We start from the raw sequence: 18,100 nt of genomic DNA, 5'->3' as shown, positions 1-18,100 counted from the left end.
ATTATTAAAAAGTGAAAATTACCTATTTAAAGTATCATTTTTAAAAAAATAATATACAAATAATAAGAATTTTATAATTATTTGTTAGGTATTCTACTCATCGCATATTCAGAAATTGCAGTAATAGACAAAGAAGGGTTTACACCGGGATTTGCAGAAATTATAGAACCATCGCAAACCATCATATTATCATAACCAAAAACATTACAGTCTTTATCGATTACGCCATTATCTGTATCTTTTCCCATCACAGCACCACCTAAAATATGAGCTGTTGTTGTGGTTCCTAATAAAATATCTGTAAAACTAGAAAACGGAATTCCGTCTATTTTCTCTCCAACTTTTTTTGCTAGAGAAATTGCTTCTGGTATAAACGCTTCTGGTTTCCCTCCTTTTTGGGTTAATGTTTTCATTTTAGTAAACCTTCCTTTTTTTATTTGTAATGTACTATCTAAGGTTTGCATAAAAAGTAAGATTGTTGTTTTCTGAGCGTATTTTTTAACGAATATTGTTTTAATAAAACGAATTGGCTTTGTAAACAACAATTTAATAGTACCTAAAATTCTAAATATTGCAAATTTATTAACAACAGTTGGCATCATTAATACTCTAGAAAAACTAGAACCTTTTGCGTATCGAACAGGTTCTAAATGGCTATTTTTATCTGTATGTAAAACAGAACCAATTGCAATTCCTTTAGAATAATCTTTATCGTCTTTCTTTGTAGAGGTAACAGATAATAAAGATTCGTTATTTGTTCGAATATCTTTACCAACAAAGTGCGATAGTTTAGGTAAAGAAGAATCCTTCAATTTTAATAATAGCGGTATTGTACCCATAACTCCACCAGAAAAAATAACGCCTTTTGTAATAACACTTTCTTTTTTATTGCTGCCAATACTTGCTTTGTAACTTATTTTATATCCTTTAGCACTGTTCTTTTCATCTAAAGGCTCAACATTAAAAACTTCTTTTTCTGCTATTATTTTAGCTCCTAATTGTTGTGCCAAGTACAAATAGTTTTTATCTAATGTATTTTTAGAATTATACCTACAACCTGTCATACAAGCACCACAATGTATACAGCCTTTTCTATCTGGCCCTTTGCCATTAAAATAAGGATCTTTAACCGTTTTACCTGGTTCACCAAAAAAGACAGCTACTTTTGCTGCTTCAAAATCTTTCTCTTTGCCTAAATCTTTTGCGATTTCTTTTAGTAATAAATCTGAGTCATGTAATTTGGGGTTTTCTGCTGCGCCTAACATTTTATGAGCCGTTTTGTAAAAAGGTGCTAAAATTTCTTGCCAAGAATTTAAGTTTGCCCAACTACCTGTTTTAAAAAAATCTTCTTTTGGCACAGGTAATGTATTTGCGTAGGTTAGAGAACCACCACCAACGCCAACGCCAGAAAGTACAGTAACATGATTTAGAAAAGTCATTTTAAAAATACCATGCAAACCAAATTTAGGGTTCCACATCCATTTTTTTAAGTTCCAATTGGTTTTCGGAAAATCTTTTTCTCCAAACCATTTTCCTTTTTCAATTATTAAAACTTTATATCCTTTTTCAGATAAACGTAAAGCACTTACAGAACCACCAAAGCCACTTCCAATAATTACATAATCGTATGTTACCTTCATCTTTTAAATACATAAGTTTCTAGATTCTAAAAATAGCAAAAAATAAAGTTATGAAAGTATCTCTGTCATCTTGTCATAAAACACTCTTTGGTATTTTTTTTGACTATTAGTAAATCACAAATAATAAATTAAACAAAACAGACATAAAATGGCAAAAGGAAATATTAATGTATCGGTAGAGAATATTTTTCCACTGATTAAAAAGTTCTTGTACTCGGATCACGAAATATTTTTACGTGAATTAATTTCTAACGGAACAGATGCAACTTCTAAACTAAAGCATTTAATTGCTATTGGTGAAGCTAAAACAGAATTAGGTGATGCTAAGATTGAAGTAAGCATCGATAAGGAAGCTAAGACAATTACAATTAAAGATCAAGGTTTAGGAATGACTGCAGATGAGGTTGAAAAATACATCAACCAAATTGCATTTTCTGGAGCTGAAGAGTTTTTAGATAATTATAAAGACAATGAAGCAGGAATTATTGGACATTTTGGTCTTGGTTTTTACTCTGCTTTTATGGTTGCAGAAAAAGTAGAATTAATTACAAAGTCTTTTAAAGATGCACCTGCTGCACATTGGACTTGTGATGGTTCACCAGAATTTACATTAGTTGAGCACGAAAAATCTGATAGAGGAACAGAAATTATTTTGCACATTGCAGAAGATTCTTTAGACTTTTTAGAAGAAAGTAAAATTGGTGGTTTATTAAACAAATACAATCGTTTTAACCAAGTGCCAATTAAATTTGGAACAGAAGAAATTAACGATCCAGAGTTTACACCAGCAACTACAAAAGATGCAGAAGGTAAAGAAACTACAGAAGCACACAAACAAATTACTGTAGATAATATTATTAATAATACAGAACCTGCTTGGACTAAAGCACCTGCAGATTTAAGTGATAAAGATTATGAAGATTTTTACAGAGAATTGTATCCAATGCAATTTGAAGAGTCTTTATTCCATATTCATTTAAACGTAGATTATCCTTTTAACTTAACAGGAATTTTATTTTTCCCTAAGTTATCTCAAAGCATGGATATGCAAAAGGATAAAATTCAATTATACCAAAACCAAGTTTTTGTAACAGACAATGTAGAAGGAATCGTTCCAGACTTCTTACAAATGTTAAAAGGTGTTATCGATTCTCCAGACATTCCTTTAAATGTTTCTCGTTCTGGTTTACAAGCTGATGGTGCTGTAAAGAAAATATCTGGTTACATTACTAAAAAAGTTGGTGATAAATTAGCTTCTCTATTCAAAAAAGACAGAGCAGATTTTGAAACTAAATGGAACGATATTAAAGTAATTATCGAATACGGAATGTTGTCTGAAGATAAGTTTTTTGACAAGGCTCAGAAATTTGCTTTATACCCAACAGTTGGTGGTTCTTACTTTACTTTTGATGAGTTAATTGAAAAAACAAAAGATTCTCAGACAGATAAAGACGGAAAACACGTTATTTTATATGCCGCTAATAAAGATGCACAACACAGTTATATTCAAGAAGCAACAGCAAAAGGATATGAAGTGGTATTATTAGATTCTCCTATTATTTCGCATTTAATGCAAAAATTAGAAGGTTCTGGTGATAAAGTTACTTTTTCTAGAGTTGATGCAGATCATATTGATAATTTAATTAAGAAAGACGATAACGTAATTTCTAAATTATCTGATGAAGAAAAGGAAACTTTAAAGCCAATTATTGAAGGTGCTGTAAACTCTAAATCTTACACGGTTCAATTAGAAGCTATGGACTCTACTTCTTCTCCGTTTATTATTACGGTTCCAGAATTTATGCGTAGAATGAAAGAAATGCAAGCTTCTGGTGGTGGAGGTGGTATGATGGGAATGGGTAACTTCCCAGACATGTATAACTTAGTAGTAAATACAAATAGCCCATTAGTTTCTGAAATCTTAAATAACAAAGATGCAGCTGCACAAAAAGGTTTAATTTCTCAAGCTTTTGATTTAGCTAAATTATCTCAAAACCTTTTACATGGTGAAGATTTAACAAACTTTATTAAACGTTCTTACGAGCTTATTAAATAATAAAAAAGATGCTGTAAAAGCAGTAATCTCTAAAACTAAAAGCCTCTTTGTTAATTCAAAGAGGTTTTTTTATTTTATAGACTTGTTAAACTAACCCAAACCACTACTTCACTTCTAAAACAAACCACTTTACTAAAACCTGCTTTTAAACTACTAATCTATTATTTAGCTTTGATATATAACTAAAAAAAATATCATGAAAAATAAAGTGAACATAACAGTTAAGCAGCCTTGTTTAGAAAATTTTAATTCATTTAAAAAAACTACTACAGGTGGTTTTTGTAATTCTTGCCAAAAAGAAGTTATAGACTTTTCTAAAATGACTTCAAATGAGATTATTAGTTATTTTAAACAGAATACAAATAATACTTGTGGCCAGTTTAAAAAAGAACAACTAGTTACCTTATCTAATAAAAAACATTCTAAAAGAAAACTAAGTTTCCTTGGCGGAATTGGTTTAGCATGTTTATCTTTTTTTACTATGGGAACAATGCATGCACAACAAAAACCAGTAAAAAAACAAATAAAGCAGGATAATAACGCAATTACAGTAGAAGGTATTATTTCTGATATTTCTGGTGGATTACCAGGAGTTAGCATTCTTTTAGAAGGAACTAGTAAAGGAACTGAAACAGATATTAATGGAAGGTTCAAATTTCCTAAACAATTAAAAAATGGAGATATTTTAATTTGTTCTTACTTAGGTTATGAAACTAAGAAAATAGTAATAAATAATAAAACAAATAAGGCGATACTTAATTTAAATATAAATTTTAAAGAATCTTCTTATATGTTAATGGGTATTGTTGATGTTAGACAGGTTTACAAGTCTAAAAAGAAATCTTAATAAAATTATAGTTATATGAAGCATATACCAATCTTATTATTCCTGTTTTTAACTATAGAAATAACGTGTCAAAAATTAGATTTTAAAAATATAAATTTTGATAAAGCAGACAACATAGCTAAATTATATAAAGGTAATAATTTAAAGAACCTTCCTTTGTTAACCTATAAATTAACTTCTAAATTAGATACAGATGTAGAAAAATTTAGAGCGATTTATATTTGGATTAGCAAGAATATAAAAGGAGATTATTATATGCACAAAAGTGTAACTAAAAATCGTAAGAAATTAAAAAATGATAGTATTTCTTATTTAAAATGGAATAAAAAGTATTCAAAAAAAGTTTTTAGAAGTTTACTTAAAAATAAAAAAACCATGTGCACAGGTTACGCATATCTTTTAAAAACAATGTGTAAAATAGCGAATATAACCTGTGTAATTGTAGATGGTTATGGCAGAAATACTAGTGCTAATATTGGTAAGTTATCGATACCAAATCATTCTTGGAATGCTGTAAAACTAAATAACAAATGGTACTTAGTAGATGCTACTTGGGCAAGTGGTTATACAGATTTAGCTAAAAATAGTTTTATATTCGATTATAATGATGGTTACTTTCTAACAGCGCCTACATTGTTTGTTAAAAATCATTTTCCTTTAGATAAAAAATGGACCTTATTAAAAAATAAAACATCTAAAGAGTTTGTAATTGCACCTTTAATTTATGGCGAAATTTATAAACATCATATAACACCAATGCAACCAGAGAAAATGGAAAATAATGTTTCTCTTAACGAAGAGATTAAATTTGAACTTCACGCAAAGAAAAATATCGATTTAGATAAAATAGAAATACAAATTAGAGAAAATTTATATATTAAAAAAACAAAACCAAGTTCAGTAACCAGAATAAAAGAGTCCATTTTTATCGATTATAAATTTAAAACAAATGGTTTTTACGATGTACACATACTTTATAAAGACAACGTTATAATCACGTATACTTTCAATGTAACAAAGTAAATCTACTTTCTTTAAAGCGGAATTTTATCAACTAAAAAATAAACAGTAAATTTATCTTTTTAAAATATAAAATTATGAAGTGGAGAGGAAATAGAAAAAGTTCTAATGTAGATGATAGAAGAGGTGCTTCTTCTGGAAGAAGTTCTGGTGGCGGTGGATTAAATCCTATGATAATTGGTGTTTTATTAAAATTAATTACTTCTAAAAAAGGATTAATTATTGTGGCAGTTGTTGCAGGTGTAATGTACTTTACAGGTAATAATCCTTTAAATTTTTTAATGGGTAATTCTAGCAACCAGGTTCAATCTTCTGGTTCATATAAAGGTACTGCAGAAGAAAATGAATTAGCAGAATTTAGCAAACGTGTTTTAATAAGTACAGAAGATGTTTGGAATGAATTATTACCTAATTACAAGGAGCCTATTTTGGTGCTTTTTACAGGTTCTGTAAATTCTGCATGTGGCTCTGCTTCAAGTGCAACAGGTCCTTTTTATTGCCCTGGAGATGATAAGTTATATGTAGATTTAAGTTTTTTTCAAGAAATGAGTAGAAAACTAAATGCTCCTGGAGATTTTGCACAAGCATATGTAATTGCACATGAAGTTGGGCATCATATTCAGAATCTTACAGGTATAAATAGAAAAGTACAGTCTATGCGTGGTAAAGTTAGCCAAACAGAATACAACAGATATTCTGTAATGTTAGAATTACAAGCAGATTTTTATGCGGGTGTTTGGGCACATCATTCTAAAAAAACAGATTTAATTTTAGAAACAGGCGATTTAAAAGAAGCTTTAAATGCTGCACATGCTATTGGAGATGATCGTTTGCAAAAACAATCTACAGGTAGAGTTGTACCAGATTCTTTTACACATGGTACTTCTGCTCAAAGAATGCGTTGGTTTAAAAAAGGATTTGACACTGGTGATGTAAACCAAGGCGATACTTTTAATGCTAGGTCTTTATAAATTTCTAACTACTTAAGTATGTTTACTATAAAAAAAGCAACTATTAGTGATGTAAAAGCATTGTCTAAGGTAGGTAAGAAAGCCTTTTTTACACCTCATAAAGATGTAATTCCTAAAGAAATTATGGAAGCTTATTTAGAGAATAGTTTTAGTGAGAAAAATTTAATTAAAGAGATAAAAAATACAGATTATCAATACAATTTAATTTATTCTAATGATGTTTTAGCTGGTTTTTCTAAAGTGATTATCAACAGTGAAAACGATCATATAAGCGATAAAAACATTACTAAAATGGAACGTTTGTATTTAATAGAAGAATTTTATGGCTTGGGCTTGGGAAAAGAGTTATTTCAGCATAATTTAAATTTAGTAAAACAACAAAACCAAAAAGGAATTTGGTTATATGTCTGGATAAAAAACTACAGAGCTCTTGAGTTTTATAATAAAGCAGGTTTTAAGAAAATAGCTTCTTACGACTTCCCTATTTCTGATACAGAAACACGAATAAACGATGTTTTATATTTAGAATTTTAAGAAATATACTTCTTAAAAAGTCTTCTATTAAAACAAGAAATTATTTACTTATAAAACCATTACTTTTCAAAAAATAAAAAGGAAAAAACTCTTCATTAATTTTTTATAAACTTAAAAATACACAATAAATATATTCTAAAACAATTATTAATCGTAATATTGCAATAAACAAATTAATATGGGTTTAACTAAGTCAGAAATATTTACAGAACAACAAAATGAAATTGCTGCAATAGCAAAAGTGTTAGGACATCCTGCTAGAATTGCCATTTTAGAGTTTTTAATAAAACTAAAAACGTGTGTTTGTGGAGATTTAGTAAAAGATATTGGTTTAGCACAACCTACAATTTCTCAACATTTAAAAGAGTTGAAAAAAGCAGGTATTATAAAAGGAAAAATAGAAGGCACAAGTGTTTGTTATTGCATAGACCAAGATAATTGGGTGAAAATAAAAAGTACTTTAAATTTATTTTTAAATACAAATTCAACAGAAAATTGCTGTTAAAAAATTGAAACATGAAGAGCACAGTTTACCAAAAAATAGAAAAAACAATGCTAACATTAGATACAAATAAAATATCTAATGAAAGAAAATTAATATTACAACCGTTAATTAATTATGTACAAGAAAAGGTTACTTCTAAAAAAGATATAAATTTAAACTTTATATGTACACACAATTCTAGACGAAGTCATTTAACACAAATATGGGCACAAACTATAGCCACTTATTTTAATGTTAACAATGTCTTTAGTTATTCTGGTGGTACAGAAGCAACTGCTATGTTTCCTAAAGCTGTAGAAACTTTACAAAATACAGGTTTTAATATTTTAAAAATTTCTGAAGGAACAAACCCTGTTTATGCAGTAAAGTACAACGATAACAAGGCTCCTATTATTGGTTTTTCTAAAAAATATGATGCTGACTTTAATTGTAAATCAGAATTTGCAGCAATAATGACTTGTTCTAATGCAGATGTAGGTTGCCCTTTTATAACAGGTGCAGAAAAAAGAATTCCTATTACTTATGAAGATCCTAAATTGTTTGATGGAAAAGAAAATGAGGCAGAAAAATATGAAGAAAGAAGTTTACAGATAGCATTAGAAATGGTGTACGTTTTTTCAGAAATTAAAAATTAAGTTAAGAACTAAAAAAAGAAATTATGAAATTATCAGAAATTAAAAATCACTTAAAAGGTTTAGAAAAAATAGGTTTCCAATTACCAAACGGAGAAATGGTTAAACCTCATTTTCATGTTACAGAAGTTGGTAAAATAACAAAAGATTTTATAGATTGTGGTGGTAAAGTAAGAAGTGAAACTGTTATTAACTTTCAACTTTGGGAAGAAAACGATTACGACCATAGATTACACCCAGAAAAGTTGGTAAACATTATAGAATTATCTGAAAAGATGTTTAATTTTAATGATTTAGAAATAGAAGTAGAATATCAAGGAAAAGAAACTATTGGTAAGTATAACTTAGATTTTGATGGAACAAACTTCTTATTAACTTCTAAAATTACAGCATGCTTAGCTTTAGATGCTTGTGGTATTGCAGTAGAAAAACCAAAACTTATTTTTGCAGAAATTGCAAAAGGTAATTCTTGTGAACCTGGTTCTGGTTGTTGTTAAAACTAAAATAGTTTAATGGTAAATATTTGTTGAATTTCTAATTTTAGAAATATTATTATTAAAACAAAAAAAGCGATTTAGTAGAAATACTAAATCGCTTTTTTTATAAATATATTTAAAATAGATTATTCTACTTCTATTTCTATGTCTTTAGAATTTTCTGAATAAGTTCTCCACTTCTCTAAACAATCTTGAATATCTTGAGGAACTTCAGAATTAAATCGCATAAACTCTCCTGTTGTAGGATGTGTAAAACCTAAGGTCTTTGCATGTAAAGCTTGTCTTGGTAAAACTTTAAAACAGTTATTTACAAATTGCTTATATTTTGTAAAAGTTGTTCCTTTTAAAATATCATCTCCACCATAACGTTCGTCATTAAAAAGAGTGTGACCAATATGTTTAAAATGCGCTCTAATTTGATGTGTTCTACCTGTTTCTAATTTACATTGTACTAAAGTTACATACGTAAGTCTTTCTAATACTTTATAGTGTGTAACTGCATGTTTACCAAAATCTCCATCAGGAAAAACAGCCATTTGTAAACGATTTTTTAAGCTTCTACCAATGTTTCCTTCGATTGTACCTTCATCATCTGCTACATGACCCCAAACCAATGCGTAATACAAACGTTCTGTTGTTCTATCAAAGAACTGACGAGATAAATTAGCCATAGCAAATTCTGTTTTTGCAACTACTAACAAACCACTTGTATCTTTATCAATTCTATGCACCAAACCTGGTCTTTCATTAGAATTGGTAGGTAAGTTTTCTACGTGATGTATTAAACCGTTTACCAAGGTACCAGAATAGTTTCCGTGACCTGGATGAACAACCATTCCTGCTGGTTTATTTACAACAATTACAGCATCATCTTCATAAACAATATCTAAAGGAATGTCTTCTGCAACTAATAAATTTTCTGCTGGCGGATATGATAAAACAACTCTAACAACATCATGAGGTTTTACTTTATAATTCGATTTTACAGAAACATCATTAACCAAAACATTTCCTGCTTTTGCAGCTTGTTGTAATTTACTTCTTGTAGCGTTTTCAATAAAATTCATTAAAAATTTATCTACACGCAAAGGTTCTTGCCCTTCTGTTGCCACAAAATTATGGTGTTCGTACAATTCTTCTTTCTCTAAATCTTGATTCTGATTTTCTTGCAAAATAAATATTCTAATTTGTTATTTTTTACTACTAACTATTCTCTTGATACTGCCCATAATAAAGACAACTACCTACCTTTACCGTCACCTAAAACTAAATCTACAATAGAATTTAGCGGTAACTTATCTCCTTCGTTTATTATTTTTCCTTTAAAGCGCAAACCTCTTACAACATCTTTACCAATATCATTTACGTACGTATAGTTGGTACCAACAATTAAACCCATAGCTCTTAATTGAGAAGAAGCTTGTCTTTTTGTACGTCCGTTTAAATTAGTAAGTGTAATATCTCTATACTTAGATGGGTTTAGAGTTAAATATATTTTACGCTTTTCTTTTACAAATTCTCCTACTTCTGGTGTTTGTTCTATTACAGATTTTTTAGGATAATCTGGGTTGTAACTAGCACTGTCTATAATTTTAAAATCTAAGTCTAACTCTTTTAATTTTCTCTCTACTTCCTCTAAAGATAATTTTTGTAAATCTGGTACTTGTATTTTCTGATTGTGATTTGTAGAAACTCCTAACCAAAATTTTAATCCAAAAACTACCAATAATAAACAAACAATAGCAATTGCTATTTGCACAAAAAAAGTTTTACTTTTTAAAAACTGAACCAAACTCATAATCATTTTTTTAATCACACAAAGATATAAAAACTAAACGTTGCTGTTTCTATTTATATTTTGATAAATTTGTTTTATTATTTTTAATAAAATGAAGAAAAATATTGCCATTATAATGGGTGGTTATTCATCCGAAGTAAACATTTCTATAAAGAGCGGAAATGTAGTCTACAACCATTTAGACAGCCATAAGTACAACTCTTTTAGAGTTCTAATTTTAAAGGAAAAATGGGTTGTTTTAGATGCTGAAGAAAACGAATATTTAATAGATAAAAACGACTTTTCTTTCATTCTTAACAACAAACGTATGGTCTTCGATTGCGTTTTTAACGCAATTCACGGCGCGCCAGGAGAAAACGGACAGATATTAGCGTACTTTAATCTCATTAATTTAAAGCACACTTCTGCCCCATTTTATCAAATGGCTTTAACCTTTAATAAAAGAGATACTTTAAGTGCTGTAAAAGCATATGGTATTAAAGCCGCAACTTCTATTTACTTAAATAAAGGCGATGAAATTAATCTAGACAAAATTATAGACAAAGTTGGTTTGCCTTGTTTTATAAAACCAAACAATGCCGGTTCTAGCTACGGAATATCGAAAGCACATACCAAAGAAGCTATTTTACCAGCTATAGAAGTTGCTTATAAAGAAGATTCAGAAATTTTAATTGAATCTTTCTTAGACGGTACAGAAGTTTCTGTTGGTGTTATTCAATATAAAGGCGAAACAAAAGTTTTACCAATTACAGAGATTGTGTCAGAAAACGATTTTTTCGATTATGAGGCCAAGTATGAAGGGAAATCTAAAGAAATTACACCTGCAAGAATTACTAAAACACAACAAGAAAAAGTAGAAAAGGTAGCTAAAAAAGTATATAACATATTAAATATGTCTGGTTTTTCTAGATCTGAATATATATTTATTAAAGATGAACCTTATTTTTTAGAAATAAATACAGTACCTGGTCTAACAGAAAAAAGTATTTTACCACAACAAGCACAAGAAGCTGGTATTACTCTATCCCAATTATTTGAAAACGCAATTGAAACAGCACTTAAATAAGGTTAATTTTTACAGAGAAATCTAAAAGCATCAAAAAAAACAAAGAAATGAAAAGAGCAATTTTCCCAGGATCGTTCGATCCAATAACATTAGGTCATTTTGATATTATAGAAAGAGGTGTTACACTTTTCGATGAACTTATTATTGCTATTGGTGTAAATGCTGATAAAAAATATATGTTTTCTCTAGAAGAACGCAAAAAATTTATTGAAGATTGTTTTAAAGACAATCCTAAAATTAAAGTAGTTACTTATACCGGTTTAACAGTCCATTTTTGCGAACAAAATAATGTAGATTTTATTCTAAGAGGTCTTAGAAACCCTGCAGATTTTGAGTTTGAAAAAGCAATTGCACATACCAATAGAGATTTAGCAGCTATAGAAACGGTGTTTTTATTAACCGCAGCAAAAACTTCTTATATTTCTTCTTCTATTGTAAGAGATGTTATTAGAAATAATGGTGATTATACCAAATTAGTTCCTAAACCAGTACGTGTTAAATAATATTTTTATGAAAAAATTGCTATTATTAAGTATTCTTGTTTTTTTAATTTCTTGCGATAATGCTTCTAAAAGTGAGCTAGATTTTACAATACAATTCGAAAAATCTAACGGTAAAGAAACGCCAGAATACAAAGACATTATTACTTACTATGAACAATTAGCAGAAGAATATTCGCAAATTTCTTTATTTTCATTCGGACAAACAGATGCTGGCGAACCTTTGCATTTGGTGGTTTATAATCGAGAAGGTATTTTTAATATTGATGAAATTACAAATTCTACAAAAAACAGAATTTTAATAAATAACGGAATTCACCCAGGCGAGTCAGACGGAATTGATGCTTCTATGATGCTTTTAAGAGATATTGTACAAAACGACTCTCTTCAAAAAAAATATGAAAACTCTTTAATTGCCGTAATTCCTGTGTACAATGTTGGTGGTTCTTTAAATAGAAATTCTCATACAAGAGCAAATCAAAATGGGCCTTTAGAATATGGTTTTAGAGGAAATGCTAGAAACTTCGATTTAAATAGAGATTTTATAAAACAAGACACAAAAAATGCAGCTGCTTTTGCAGAGATTTTTCATACTGTAAATCCAGATGTTTTTATAGACAACCATGTAAGTAACGGTGCAGATTACCAATATGCAATTACACATTTATTTACACAACATAATAAATTAGGTGGTAATTTAGGTCGCTTTCTAGAAGCTACAATGCGTCCTGAAATAGAAGCTTCCTTAAAAGAAAAAAACATTATAATTACACCTTATGTAAATGTTTGGGGCAACACACCAGAAGCTGGTTTTTCTCAATTTTTCGATTCGCCAAGATATTCTACAGGTTACACAACCTTATTTAACACCTTAGGTATGATGGTTGAAACACACATGTTAAAACCTTATAAAATTAGAGTTGAACAAACCTATGAATTAATGCTTTCTGCTTTCGATTTTACAGAAAAAAATTCTGAAACTATAAAAAAACTTCGTGCAAGTGCTGTTGAAGAAATTATAGCAAAAAAAACATATCCTATTACTTATAAAATAGATAGAGAAAACCCAACTACGTTAAACTTTAAAGGCTATGAAGCTAGTTATATAGACAGTAAAGTAACCAACGGAAAAAGGTTGTTTTACGACACTACTAAACCTTTCGAAAAAGAAACTAAATACTATAATAACTTTACGACAGATAAAGAAATTACAATTCCTAGTGCATATATTTTACAACAAGGTTGGCATAAAATTGTAGATAGATTAGAGAATAACAATATAGAATTTACTCGTTTTAAAAACGACACTCTAATTACAGTAGAAGTAAGCCATATTGCAGATTATAAAACAAGAAGTGCTGCTTACGAAGGGCATTATTTACATTATAACACTACCTTAACTAAGACAACAAAAGAAGTAACTTTTAGATCTGGAGATTTATACATACCTACAAACCAAAACGGAATACGTTATTTACTAGAAACATTAGAAGCAGAAGCGACAGATTCATTTTTTAACTGGAACTTTTTCGATACTATTTTACAACAAAAAGAAGGTTATTCTGCTTATGTTTTTGAAGATATTGCCTCTGCTTTTTTAGAGGAAAACCCAAAAATTAAAAAAGAGTTTAACGAAAAACTTAAAAATGATGCTGCTTTTGCAGAAAATACAAGAGCACAATTAGATTTTGTATATAAAAAATCACCTCATTATGAGCCTGCTCATTTATACTTACCTATTTTCAAACTCTTTTAATACATGAAAAATATTCTACCTATTATTTTAATTTTCGTTTTCGTTTTCTTCGGATGTAAAAATTCAACAATAAAAATGGCACAAGAAGACAGCTTCTATGTTGGTACATACACAAAAAAAGAAAGTAAAGGAATTTACAAATACAGTCTTTCTAAAGAAGGAAAGTTAAAAAATATAGGTTTAGTTGCTACAACTATAAACCCTACTTTTTTAGCAAAATCTAATGATAAAAAAACGCTTTTTGTTGTTGGTGAAACAAATGAAAATGGAATGGGTTTTATTAAATCTTTTAAAATTAAAAACGATTCTCTAGAATTAATTGGTAAAGAAAAATCTGGAGGCGCAGGCCCTTGTTTTGTAGCAATTAATAATAAAAACTATATTATAACTGCAAATTATGGCGGAGGAAATGTAGGTTTATTAAAAGCAGATTCTTCTGGTAAACTATCTAATTTGTTAAGTGTGCAGCAACATGTTGGTAGAGGAACAACAAACAGACAAGAATCTCCACACGCACATTCAGCTTGGTTTCATCCAACTAAAAAAGAAATTATTTCTGTAGATTTAGGTACAAATCAATTATGGTTTTCTAAAATTGATTCTATTACAGATAAATTGATTTTAACTAATCAAAAAAACTTACAAATGGCAGAAGGTGCTGGTCCTAGACATTTAACATTTCACCCAAATAATAAATGGATCTATGTTTTAAATGAATTAAATAACACCGTTTCTCTTATCAAAGAAAAAAATAACAACTACTATATAGACGCAACAATTTCTACTTTACCAGAAACGTTTACTGCGTTTAGTAAAGCAGCAGATATACATATTTCTAAAGATGGTAAATTCTTATATGCTTCTAATCGCGGACATGAATCTATTGTTATTTTCGATGTAAATACACAAAACGGAACCTTAAAAACAGTCGATTATCAATCTGTTTTAGGGAAACATCCACGTAACTTTTCTTTATCTCCAAACGAAGACTTTTTAATTGTTGCCAATCAAGATACAAATAACATTGTTTCTTTTAAGCGAAATGAAAATACAGGAAAACTGACTTTAGTGGATGAAATTTCTGCTAAAATGCCTGTTTGTATTTTGTTTTAAGATATTGGACACATTGATTCACAGAGAAATAGAGAAATAGAGAAAGTATAATAGGTATTATTTACCACTTAGTTTTATATTTTCGAACGTAGCGAGAAATCACATACAGTTTCTCCTCTTTATGCTCTCATCCTTATGAAACTTCTCCTAAAAAGTAGAAGTAACAAACGTTGGTGCAATTGTATATAGCAAACAAAGCCTATGTTTCTATATACTTCATTTTTAACCAATATTTATAATTCAAAAAATCAAATTATTCGTAACTTGTACTTCTAAAATTTCTACAAGTGAATACAAACTTATTAATAAACGGAAAAACGTACACAGTTCAAGTACAACAAGATATGCCTTTATTATGGGCAATTAGAGATATTGTAGGCTTAACAGGTACCAAATTTGGTTGCGGTGTTAGCCAATGTGGCGCATGTTCTGTGCTTATAAACGGTAAACTTACAAAGTCTTGTAGTATTCCTGTCTCTTATGCTGTTGAAAAAGAAATTTTTACTATCGAAGGAAGTTCAGAAAATTTAGAGTTTTTAAGACAAGCTTGGAACGACGGAAATGTACCACAATGTGGGTATTGCCAATCGGGACAATTAATTGCTGCCACTTCTCTACTCGATTCTACAGAAAACCCAACAGATAAAGATATAGATGAAGCGATGAGTTCTAATATCTGTAGATGTGGAACTTACACCAGAATTAAAAAAGCAATTCACAAAGCAGTTGAACTTAAAAACCAAGCATAATGAGTAAAATTCAGAAAATAGACAGAAGAGATTTTGTAAAGTTATTTGGTTTAGCAACTGGTGGTATCATTTTAGGTTGTTCTGTTTCTTCAGATAAAAAAGATTTTATTCCTTCAGAAAACAAAGCAGGTTTTAATCCGAATGTATTTGTACAAATAGAAAAAAACGGAAACGTAACTTTAATTGCGCCTCGTTCTGAAATGGGACAAGGAATTAGAACTTCTTTAGCTTCTGCAATTGCAGATGAATTAGAAGCAGATTGGGCATTTGTTACTGTGAAACAAGCAATTGGTCATGAAAAATATGGAAACCAAAATACAGATGGTTCTAGAAGTGTAAGAACTAGATTAGAACCATTACGTAAAATGGGTGCAACTGCAAAAATGATGTTAATTACTGCTGCAGCAAAAAAATGGAATGTTGCTGAAACAGATTGTAAAGCAGAAAATCATTTTATAATTAATAAAAATACAAACGATAAAATATTCTTTGGAGATTTAGTGGAAGCAGCAGCTTCTGTTTCAATACCAAATGAAGAGAGTATTCTACTAAAAGACGTAGCAGATTTTAAATTTATAGGAAAGACTTTAAAAAGTGTAGATTTAAAAGATTTTACACACGGTACAGCAACTTACGGTATAGATGTTCGCTTACCAAACATGAAGTTTGCAGCCATTGCAAGATGTCCTGTAACATTTGGTACGGTAAAAAGTTTTAAGAAAGACAAAGCAGAAAAAACAGCTGGTGTAGAACAAATTTTCGAAGTTCCTAGATTAATTCCTCCTACAGGAAAATTCTTTGGTATGTTAGGTGGTGTTGCAGTAATTGCCAACAATACTTGGGCTGCTTTTCAAGGAAAATTAGATTTAGATATCGAGTGGAATAATGGAGAAAATGAATCTTTTGATTCCGAAGAATTCAAAAAAACACTTACAGAACGTGTTCACAAAACGGGCAAACTAGTTCCTGGTAGTCGAGGCAATGTAACTACTGCTTTTAATGCTGCAGAAAAAACTGTAGAAGCAACTTATAATGTTCCGTTTTTAGTACATGCACCAATGGAAGTGCCAAATGCTACAGCTTGGTTTCAAGGCGATAAAATAGAAGTTTGGGCACCTGTACAAGATCCACAAACTGCAAGAAGCGAGTTAGCTCATTTCTTTGAAATTGCCGAAGAAAATATTATTGTAAATGTTACATTTTTAGGTGGTGGTTTTGGTAGAAAATCTAAATCTGATTTTGTTGTAGAAGCTGTTGCCATTTCTAAAAAAATAAATGCGCCTGTACAGGTAGTTTGGACGCGTGAAGACGACATACAACATAGTTTTTACCATGCAACAAGTGCACAATATTTAAAAGGTGGCTTAGATAAAAAAGGAAACGTTACTGGTTGGTTACAAAGAGTTGGTTTTCCTTCTATTGTTTCTTCTTTCAAACCTTTATCAGACTATCCTTCTGGTTTCGAACTTGGGCAAGGTTTTGTCAACAATCCGTATGATTTAGATAACTTTAGGTTAGAAACAGTAAAGGCAGAAGCTAATTTAAGAATTGGTTGGTTGCGTTCTGTTGTTCATATTCATAGTGGTTTTGGTATTAATTCTTTTGTAGATGAATTGGCTTTTGCTGCAAAAAAAGATCCTGTACAATTTCGTTTAGATCTTATAGGAAAAGATAGAATTATTAACGGAAAATCTGACTTTCCTTTTAACTCTAAGCGTTTTAAAAATGTATTAACTGCAACTGCAAAAATGGCTAATTGGGCTATAAAACCTATTAAAAACCATGGTTTTGGTGTTGCTATTCATTATAGTTTTTACAGTTACGTTGCAACCATTGTAGAGGTTTCTGTAATTAATAAAAAAGTAAAGGTCGAAAATATTTGGACAACCATAGATTGTGGTTTGGCTTTAAATAAAGACAATATTAAAAACCAATTAGAAGGTGCTGCAATGTTTGGAATGTCTCTAGCTCTGTATGGTAAAATTTCTGCCAAAAACGGAGCTGTAGAACAACATAATTTCTTCGATTATGAGATGACAAGAATGAAAGACGCTCCTAATATTCATATTAATATTGTAGATGCCATGAAAGAACCACCAACTGGTGTTGGTGAACCTGGAGTTCCTGTAATGGCACCCGCAATTTGCAATGCTATTTTTAATGCAACAGGAGAACGTGTAAGAAGTTTGCCTTTGGTGGATTTTGGGATGGTTTAAAAGTTAGAAAATAACGTGTTTATTTGAAAATCTTGTTTATTTTAGATGATAAATATCCAAAAGAAGACAATTCTATCAGACAAACAACATTAAGCGTTAACTAACATTAAAACTCATAAAGTAGTAACGAATGAAGCATTAAAAAAACAAATACAGCAAATAATTAATATTAAAACCTCACAATAAAGCATTTGGGAAAC

17 protein-coding genes are annotated in these 18,100 nt (G+C 29.7%); 14 read left to right on the top strand and 3 right to left on the bottom strand.

Annotated elements, in window-relative coordinates; all coding sequences use genetic code 11:
- Positions 1 to 77: 77 nt before the first annotated feature.
- Positions 78 to 1,640, bottom strand: a complete 1,563-nt coding sequence (locus SHK09_RS08590; protein ID WP_319810355.1) for a GMC family oxidoreductase — start codon at positions 1,638 to 1,640, stop codon at positions 78 to 80.
- Positions 1,641 to 1,788: 148 nt separating this feature from the next.
- Between SHK09_RS08590 and htpG the strand changes: the two genes are divergently transcribed.
- From htpG to SHK09_RS08550, 8 genes are all read left to right on the top strand, one after another.
- Positions 1,789 to 3,696, top strand: coding sequence for a molecular chaperone HtpG (gene htpG, locus SHK09_RS08585; protein WP_319810354.1), 1,908 nt, complete (start codon positions 1,789 to 1,791; stop codon positions 3,694 to 3,696).
- Positions 3,697 to 3,892: 196 nt separating this feature from the next.
- A complete protein-coding gene (locus SHK09_RS08580; RefSeq protein WP_319810353.1) occupies positions 3,893 to 4,543 on the top strand; it encodes a carboxypeptidase-like regulatory domain-containing protein in 651 nt (216 codons plus the stop codon).
- 15 nt (positions 4,544 to 4,558) lie between these two features.
- Entirely contained in the window at positions 4,559 to 5,566 is a 1,008-nt protein-coding gene (locus SHK09_RS08575) for a transglutaminase domain-containing protein (protein WP_319810352.1), read from the top strand.
- Between the two features lie 74 nt (positions 5,567 to 5,640).
- On the top strand, positions 5,641 to 6,534 hold the full coding sequence (locus SHK09_RS08570) for a neutral zinc metallopeptidase (RefSeq protein WP_319810351.1): 894 nt from the start codon (positions 5,641 to 5,643) through the stop codon (positions 6,532 to 6,534).
- 18 nt (positions 6,535 to 6,552) lie between these two features.
- Complete coding sequence (locus SHK09_RS08565) at positions 6,553 to 7,068, top strand: GNAT family N-acetyltransferase (RefSeq protein WP_319810350.1); 516 nt, start codon at positions 6,553 to 6,555, stop codon at positions 7,066 to 7,068.
- A 178-nt stretch (positions 7,069 to 7,246) separates the two neighbouring features.
- Positions 7,247 to 7,573 (top strand): metalloregulator ArsR/SmtB family transcription factor, encoded by a 327-nt coding sequence (locus SHK09_RS08560; RefSeq protein ID WP_319810349.1) that lies wholly within the window; start codon positions 7,247 to 7,249, stop codon positions 7,571 to 7,573.
- An 11-nt stretch (positions 7,574 to 7,584) separates the two neighbouring features.
- A complete protein-coding gene (locus SHK09_RS08555; protein WP_319810348.1) occupies positions 7,585 to 8,208 on the top strand; it encodes a protein-tyrosine-phosphatase in 624 nt (207 codons plus the stop codon).
- Between the two features lie 23 nt (positions 8,209 to 8,231).
- The gene (locus SHK09_RS08550; protein WP_319810347.1) at positions 8,232 to 8,702 is read left to right on the top strand and encodes a DUF6428 family protein; all 471 of its coding nucleotides are present in this window, start codon (positions 8,232 to 8,234) and stop codon (positions 8,700 to 8,702) included.
- A 125-nt stretch (positions 8,703 to 8,827) separates the two neighbouring features.
- Here SHK09_RS08550 and SHK09_RS08545 read toward each other — a convergent pair whose 3' ends face one another.
- A complete protein-coding gene (locus SHK09_RS08545; protein WP_319810346.1) occupies positions 8,828 to 9,874 on the bottom strand; it encodes an RluA family pseudouridine synthase in 1,047 nt (348 codons plus the stop codon).
- A gap of 68 nt (positions 9,875 to 9,942) precedes the next feature.
- Positions 9,943 to 10,506, bottom strand: coding sequence for a PASTA domain-containing protein (locus SHK09_RS08540; RefSeq protein WP_319810345.1), 564 nt, complete (start codon positions 10,504 to 10,506; stop codon positions 9,943 to 9,945).
- A gap of 85 nt (positions 10,507 to 10,591) precedes the next feature.
- On the opposite strand from SHK09_RS08540, the gene SHK09_RS08535 reads away from it, so the two are divergent.
- From SHK09_RS08535 to SHK09_RS08510, 6 genes are all read left to right on the top strand, one after another.
- Entirely contained in the window at positions 10,592 to 11,566 is a 975-nt protein-coding gene (locus SHK09_RS08535; RefSeq protein ID WP_319810344.1) for a D-alanine--D-alanine ligase, read from the top strand.
- A 47-nt stretch (positions 11,567 to 11,613) separates the two neighbouring features.
- Positions 11,614 to 12,069 carry a pantetheine-phosphate adenylyltransferase gene (gene coaD, locus SHK09_RS08530; RefSeq protein WP_319810343.1) on the top strand — a complete coding sequence of 152 codons (456 nt, stop codon included), beginning with the start codon at positions 11,614 to 11,616 and terminating at the stop codon, positions 12,067 to 12,069.
- A 7-nt stretch (positions 12,070 to 12,076) separates the two neighbouring features.
- Entirely contained in the window at positions 12,077 to 13,822 is a 1,746-nt protein-coding gene (locus SHK09_RS08525; RefSeq protein ID WP_319810342.1) for a M14 family metallopeptidase, read from the top strand.
- A 3-nt stretch (positions 13,823 to 13,825) separates the two neighbouring features.
- On the top strand, positions 13,826 to 14,935 hold the full coding sequence (locus tag SHK09_RS08520) for a lactonase family protein (protein WP_319810341.1): 1,110 nt from the start codon (positions 13,826 to 13,828) through the stop codon (positions 14,933 to 14,935).
- A 287-nt stretch (positions 14,936 to 15,222) separates the two neighbouring features.
- Entirely contained in the window at positions 15,223 to 15,684 is a 462-nt protein-coding gene (locus tag SHK09_RS08515; RefSeq protein ID WP_319810340.1) for a (2Fe-2S)-binding protein, read from the top strand.
- Complete coding sequence (locus SHK09_RS08510) at positions 15,684 to 17,900, top strand: xanthine dehydrogenase family protein molybdopterin-binding subunit (protein WP_319810339.1); 2,217 nt, start codon at positions 15,684 to 15,686, stop codon at positions 17,898 to 17,900. Before SHK09_RS08515 ends, SHK09_RS08510 begins: the two co-directional genes overlap by 1 nt.
- Positions 17,901 to 18,100 lie beyond the last annotated feature (200 nt).

Origin of the sequence: Polaribacter sp. PL03 (assembly GCF_033875165.1) — a bacterium.
Classification (GTDB): Bacteria; Bacteroidota; Bacteroidia; order Flavobacteriales; family Flavobacteriaceae; genus Polaribacter.
Note: the sequence above shows the minus strand (reverse complement) of the source record. Positions and strands in the feature narration are given on the sequence as shown.

What these genes read in the sequence shown, in the direction of transcription:
- SHK09_RS08555 (WP_319810348.1), top strand. Translation starts at nt 7,585, where the DNA reads ATGAAGAGCACAGTTTACCAAAAAATAGAAAAAACAATGCTAACATTA.
- SHK09_RS08570 (WP_319810351.1), top strand. Translation starts at nt 5,641, where the DNA reads ATGAAGTGGAGAGGAAATAGAAAAAGTTCTAATGTAGATGATAGAAGA.
- coaD (WP_319810343.1), top strand. Translation starts at nt 11,614, where the DNA reads ATGAAAAGAGCAATTTTCCCAGGATCGTTCGATCCAATAACATTAGGT.
- SHK09_RS08540 (WP_319810345.1), bottom strand. Translation starts at nt 10,506, where the DNA reads ATGATTATGAGTTTGGTTCAGTTTTTAAAAAGTAAAACTTTTTTTGTG.
- SHK09_RS08535 (WP_319810344.1), top strand. Translation starts at nt 10,592, where the DNA reads ATGAAGAAAAATATTGCCATTATAATGGGTGGTTATTCATCCGAAGTA.
- SHK09_RS08560 (WP_319810349.1), top strand. Translation starts at nt 7,247, where the DNA reads ATGGGTTTAACTAAGTCAGAAATATTTACAGAACAACAAAATGAAATT.
- SHK09_RS08575 (WP_319810352.1), top strand. Translation starts at nt 4,559, where the DNA reads ATGAAGCATATACCAATCTTATTATTCCTGTTTTTAACTATAGAAATA.
- SHK09_RS08580 (WP_319810353.1), top strand. Translation starts at nt 3,893, where the DNA reads ATGAAAAATAAAGTGAACATAACAGTTAAGCAGCCTTGTTTAGAAAAT.
- SHK09_RS08550 (WP_319810347.1), top strand. Translation starts at nt 8,232, where the DNA reads ATGAAATTATCAGAAATTAAAAATCACTTAAAAGGTTTAGAAAAAATA.
- SHK09_RS08520 (WP_319810341.1), top strand. Translation starts at nt 13,826, where the DNA reads ATGAAAAATATTCTACCTATTATTTTAATTTTCGTTTTCGTTTTCTTC.
- htpG (WP_319810354.1), top strand. Translation starts at nt 1,789, where the DNA reads ATGGCAAAAGGAAATATTAATGTATCGGTAGAGAATATTTTTCCACTG.
- SHK09_RS08590 (WP_319810355.1), bottom strand. Translation starts at nt 1,640, where the DNA reads ATGAAGGTAACATACGATTATGTAATTATTGGAAGTGGCTTTGGTGGT.
- SHK09_RS08510 (WP_319810339.1), top strand. Translation starts at nt 15,684, where the DNA reads ATGAGTAAAATTCAGAAAATAGACAGAAGAGATTTTGTAAAGTTATTT.
- SHK09_RS08565 (WP_319810350.1), top strand. Translation starts at nt 6,553, where the DNA reads ATGTTTACTATAAAAAAAGCAACTATTAGTGATGTAAAAGCATTGTCT.
- SHK09_RS08525 (WP_319810342.1), top strand. Translation starts at nt 12,077, where the DNA reads ATGAAAAAATTGCTATTATTAAGTATTCTTGTTTTTTTAATTTCTTGC.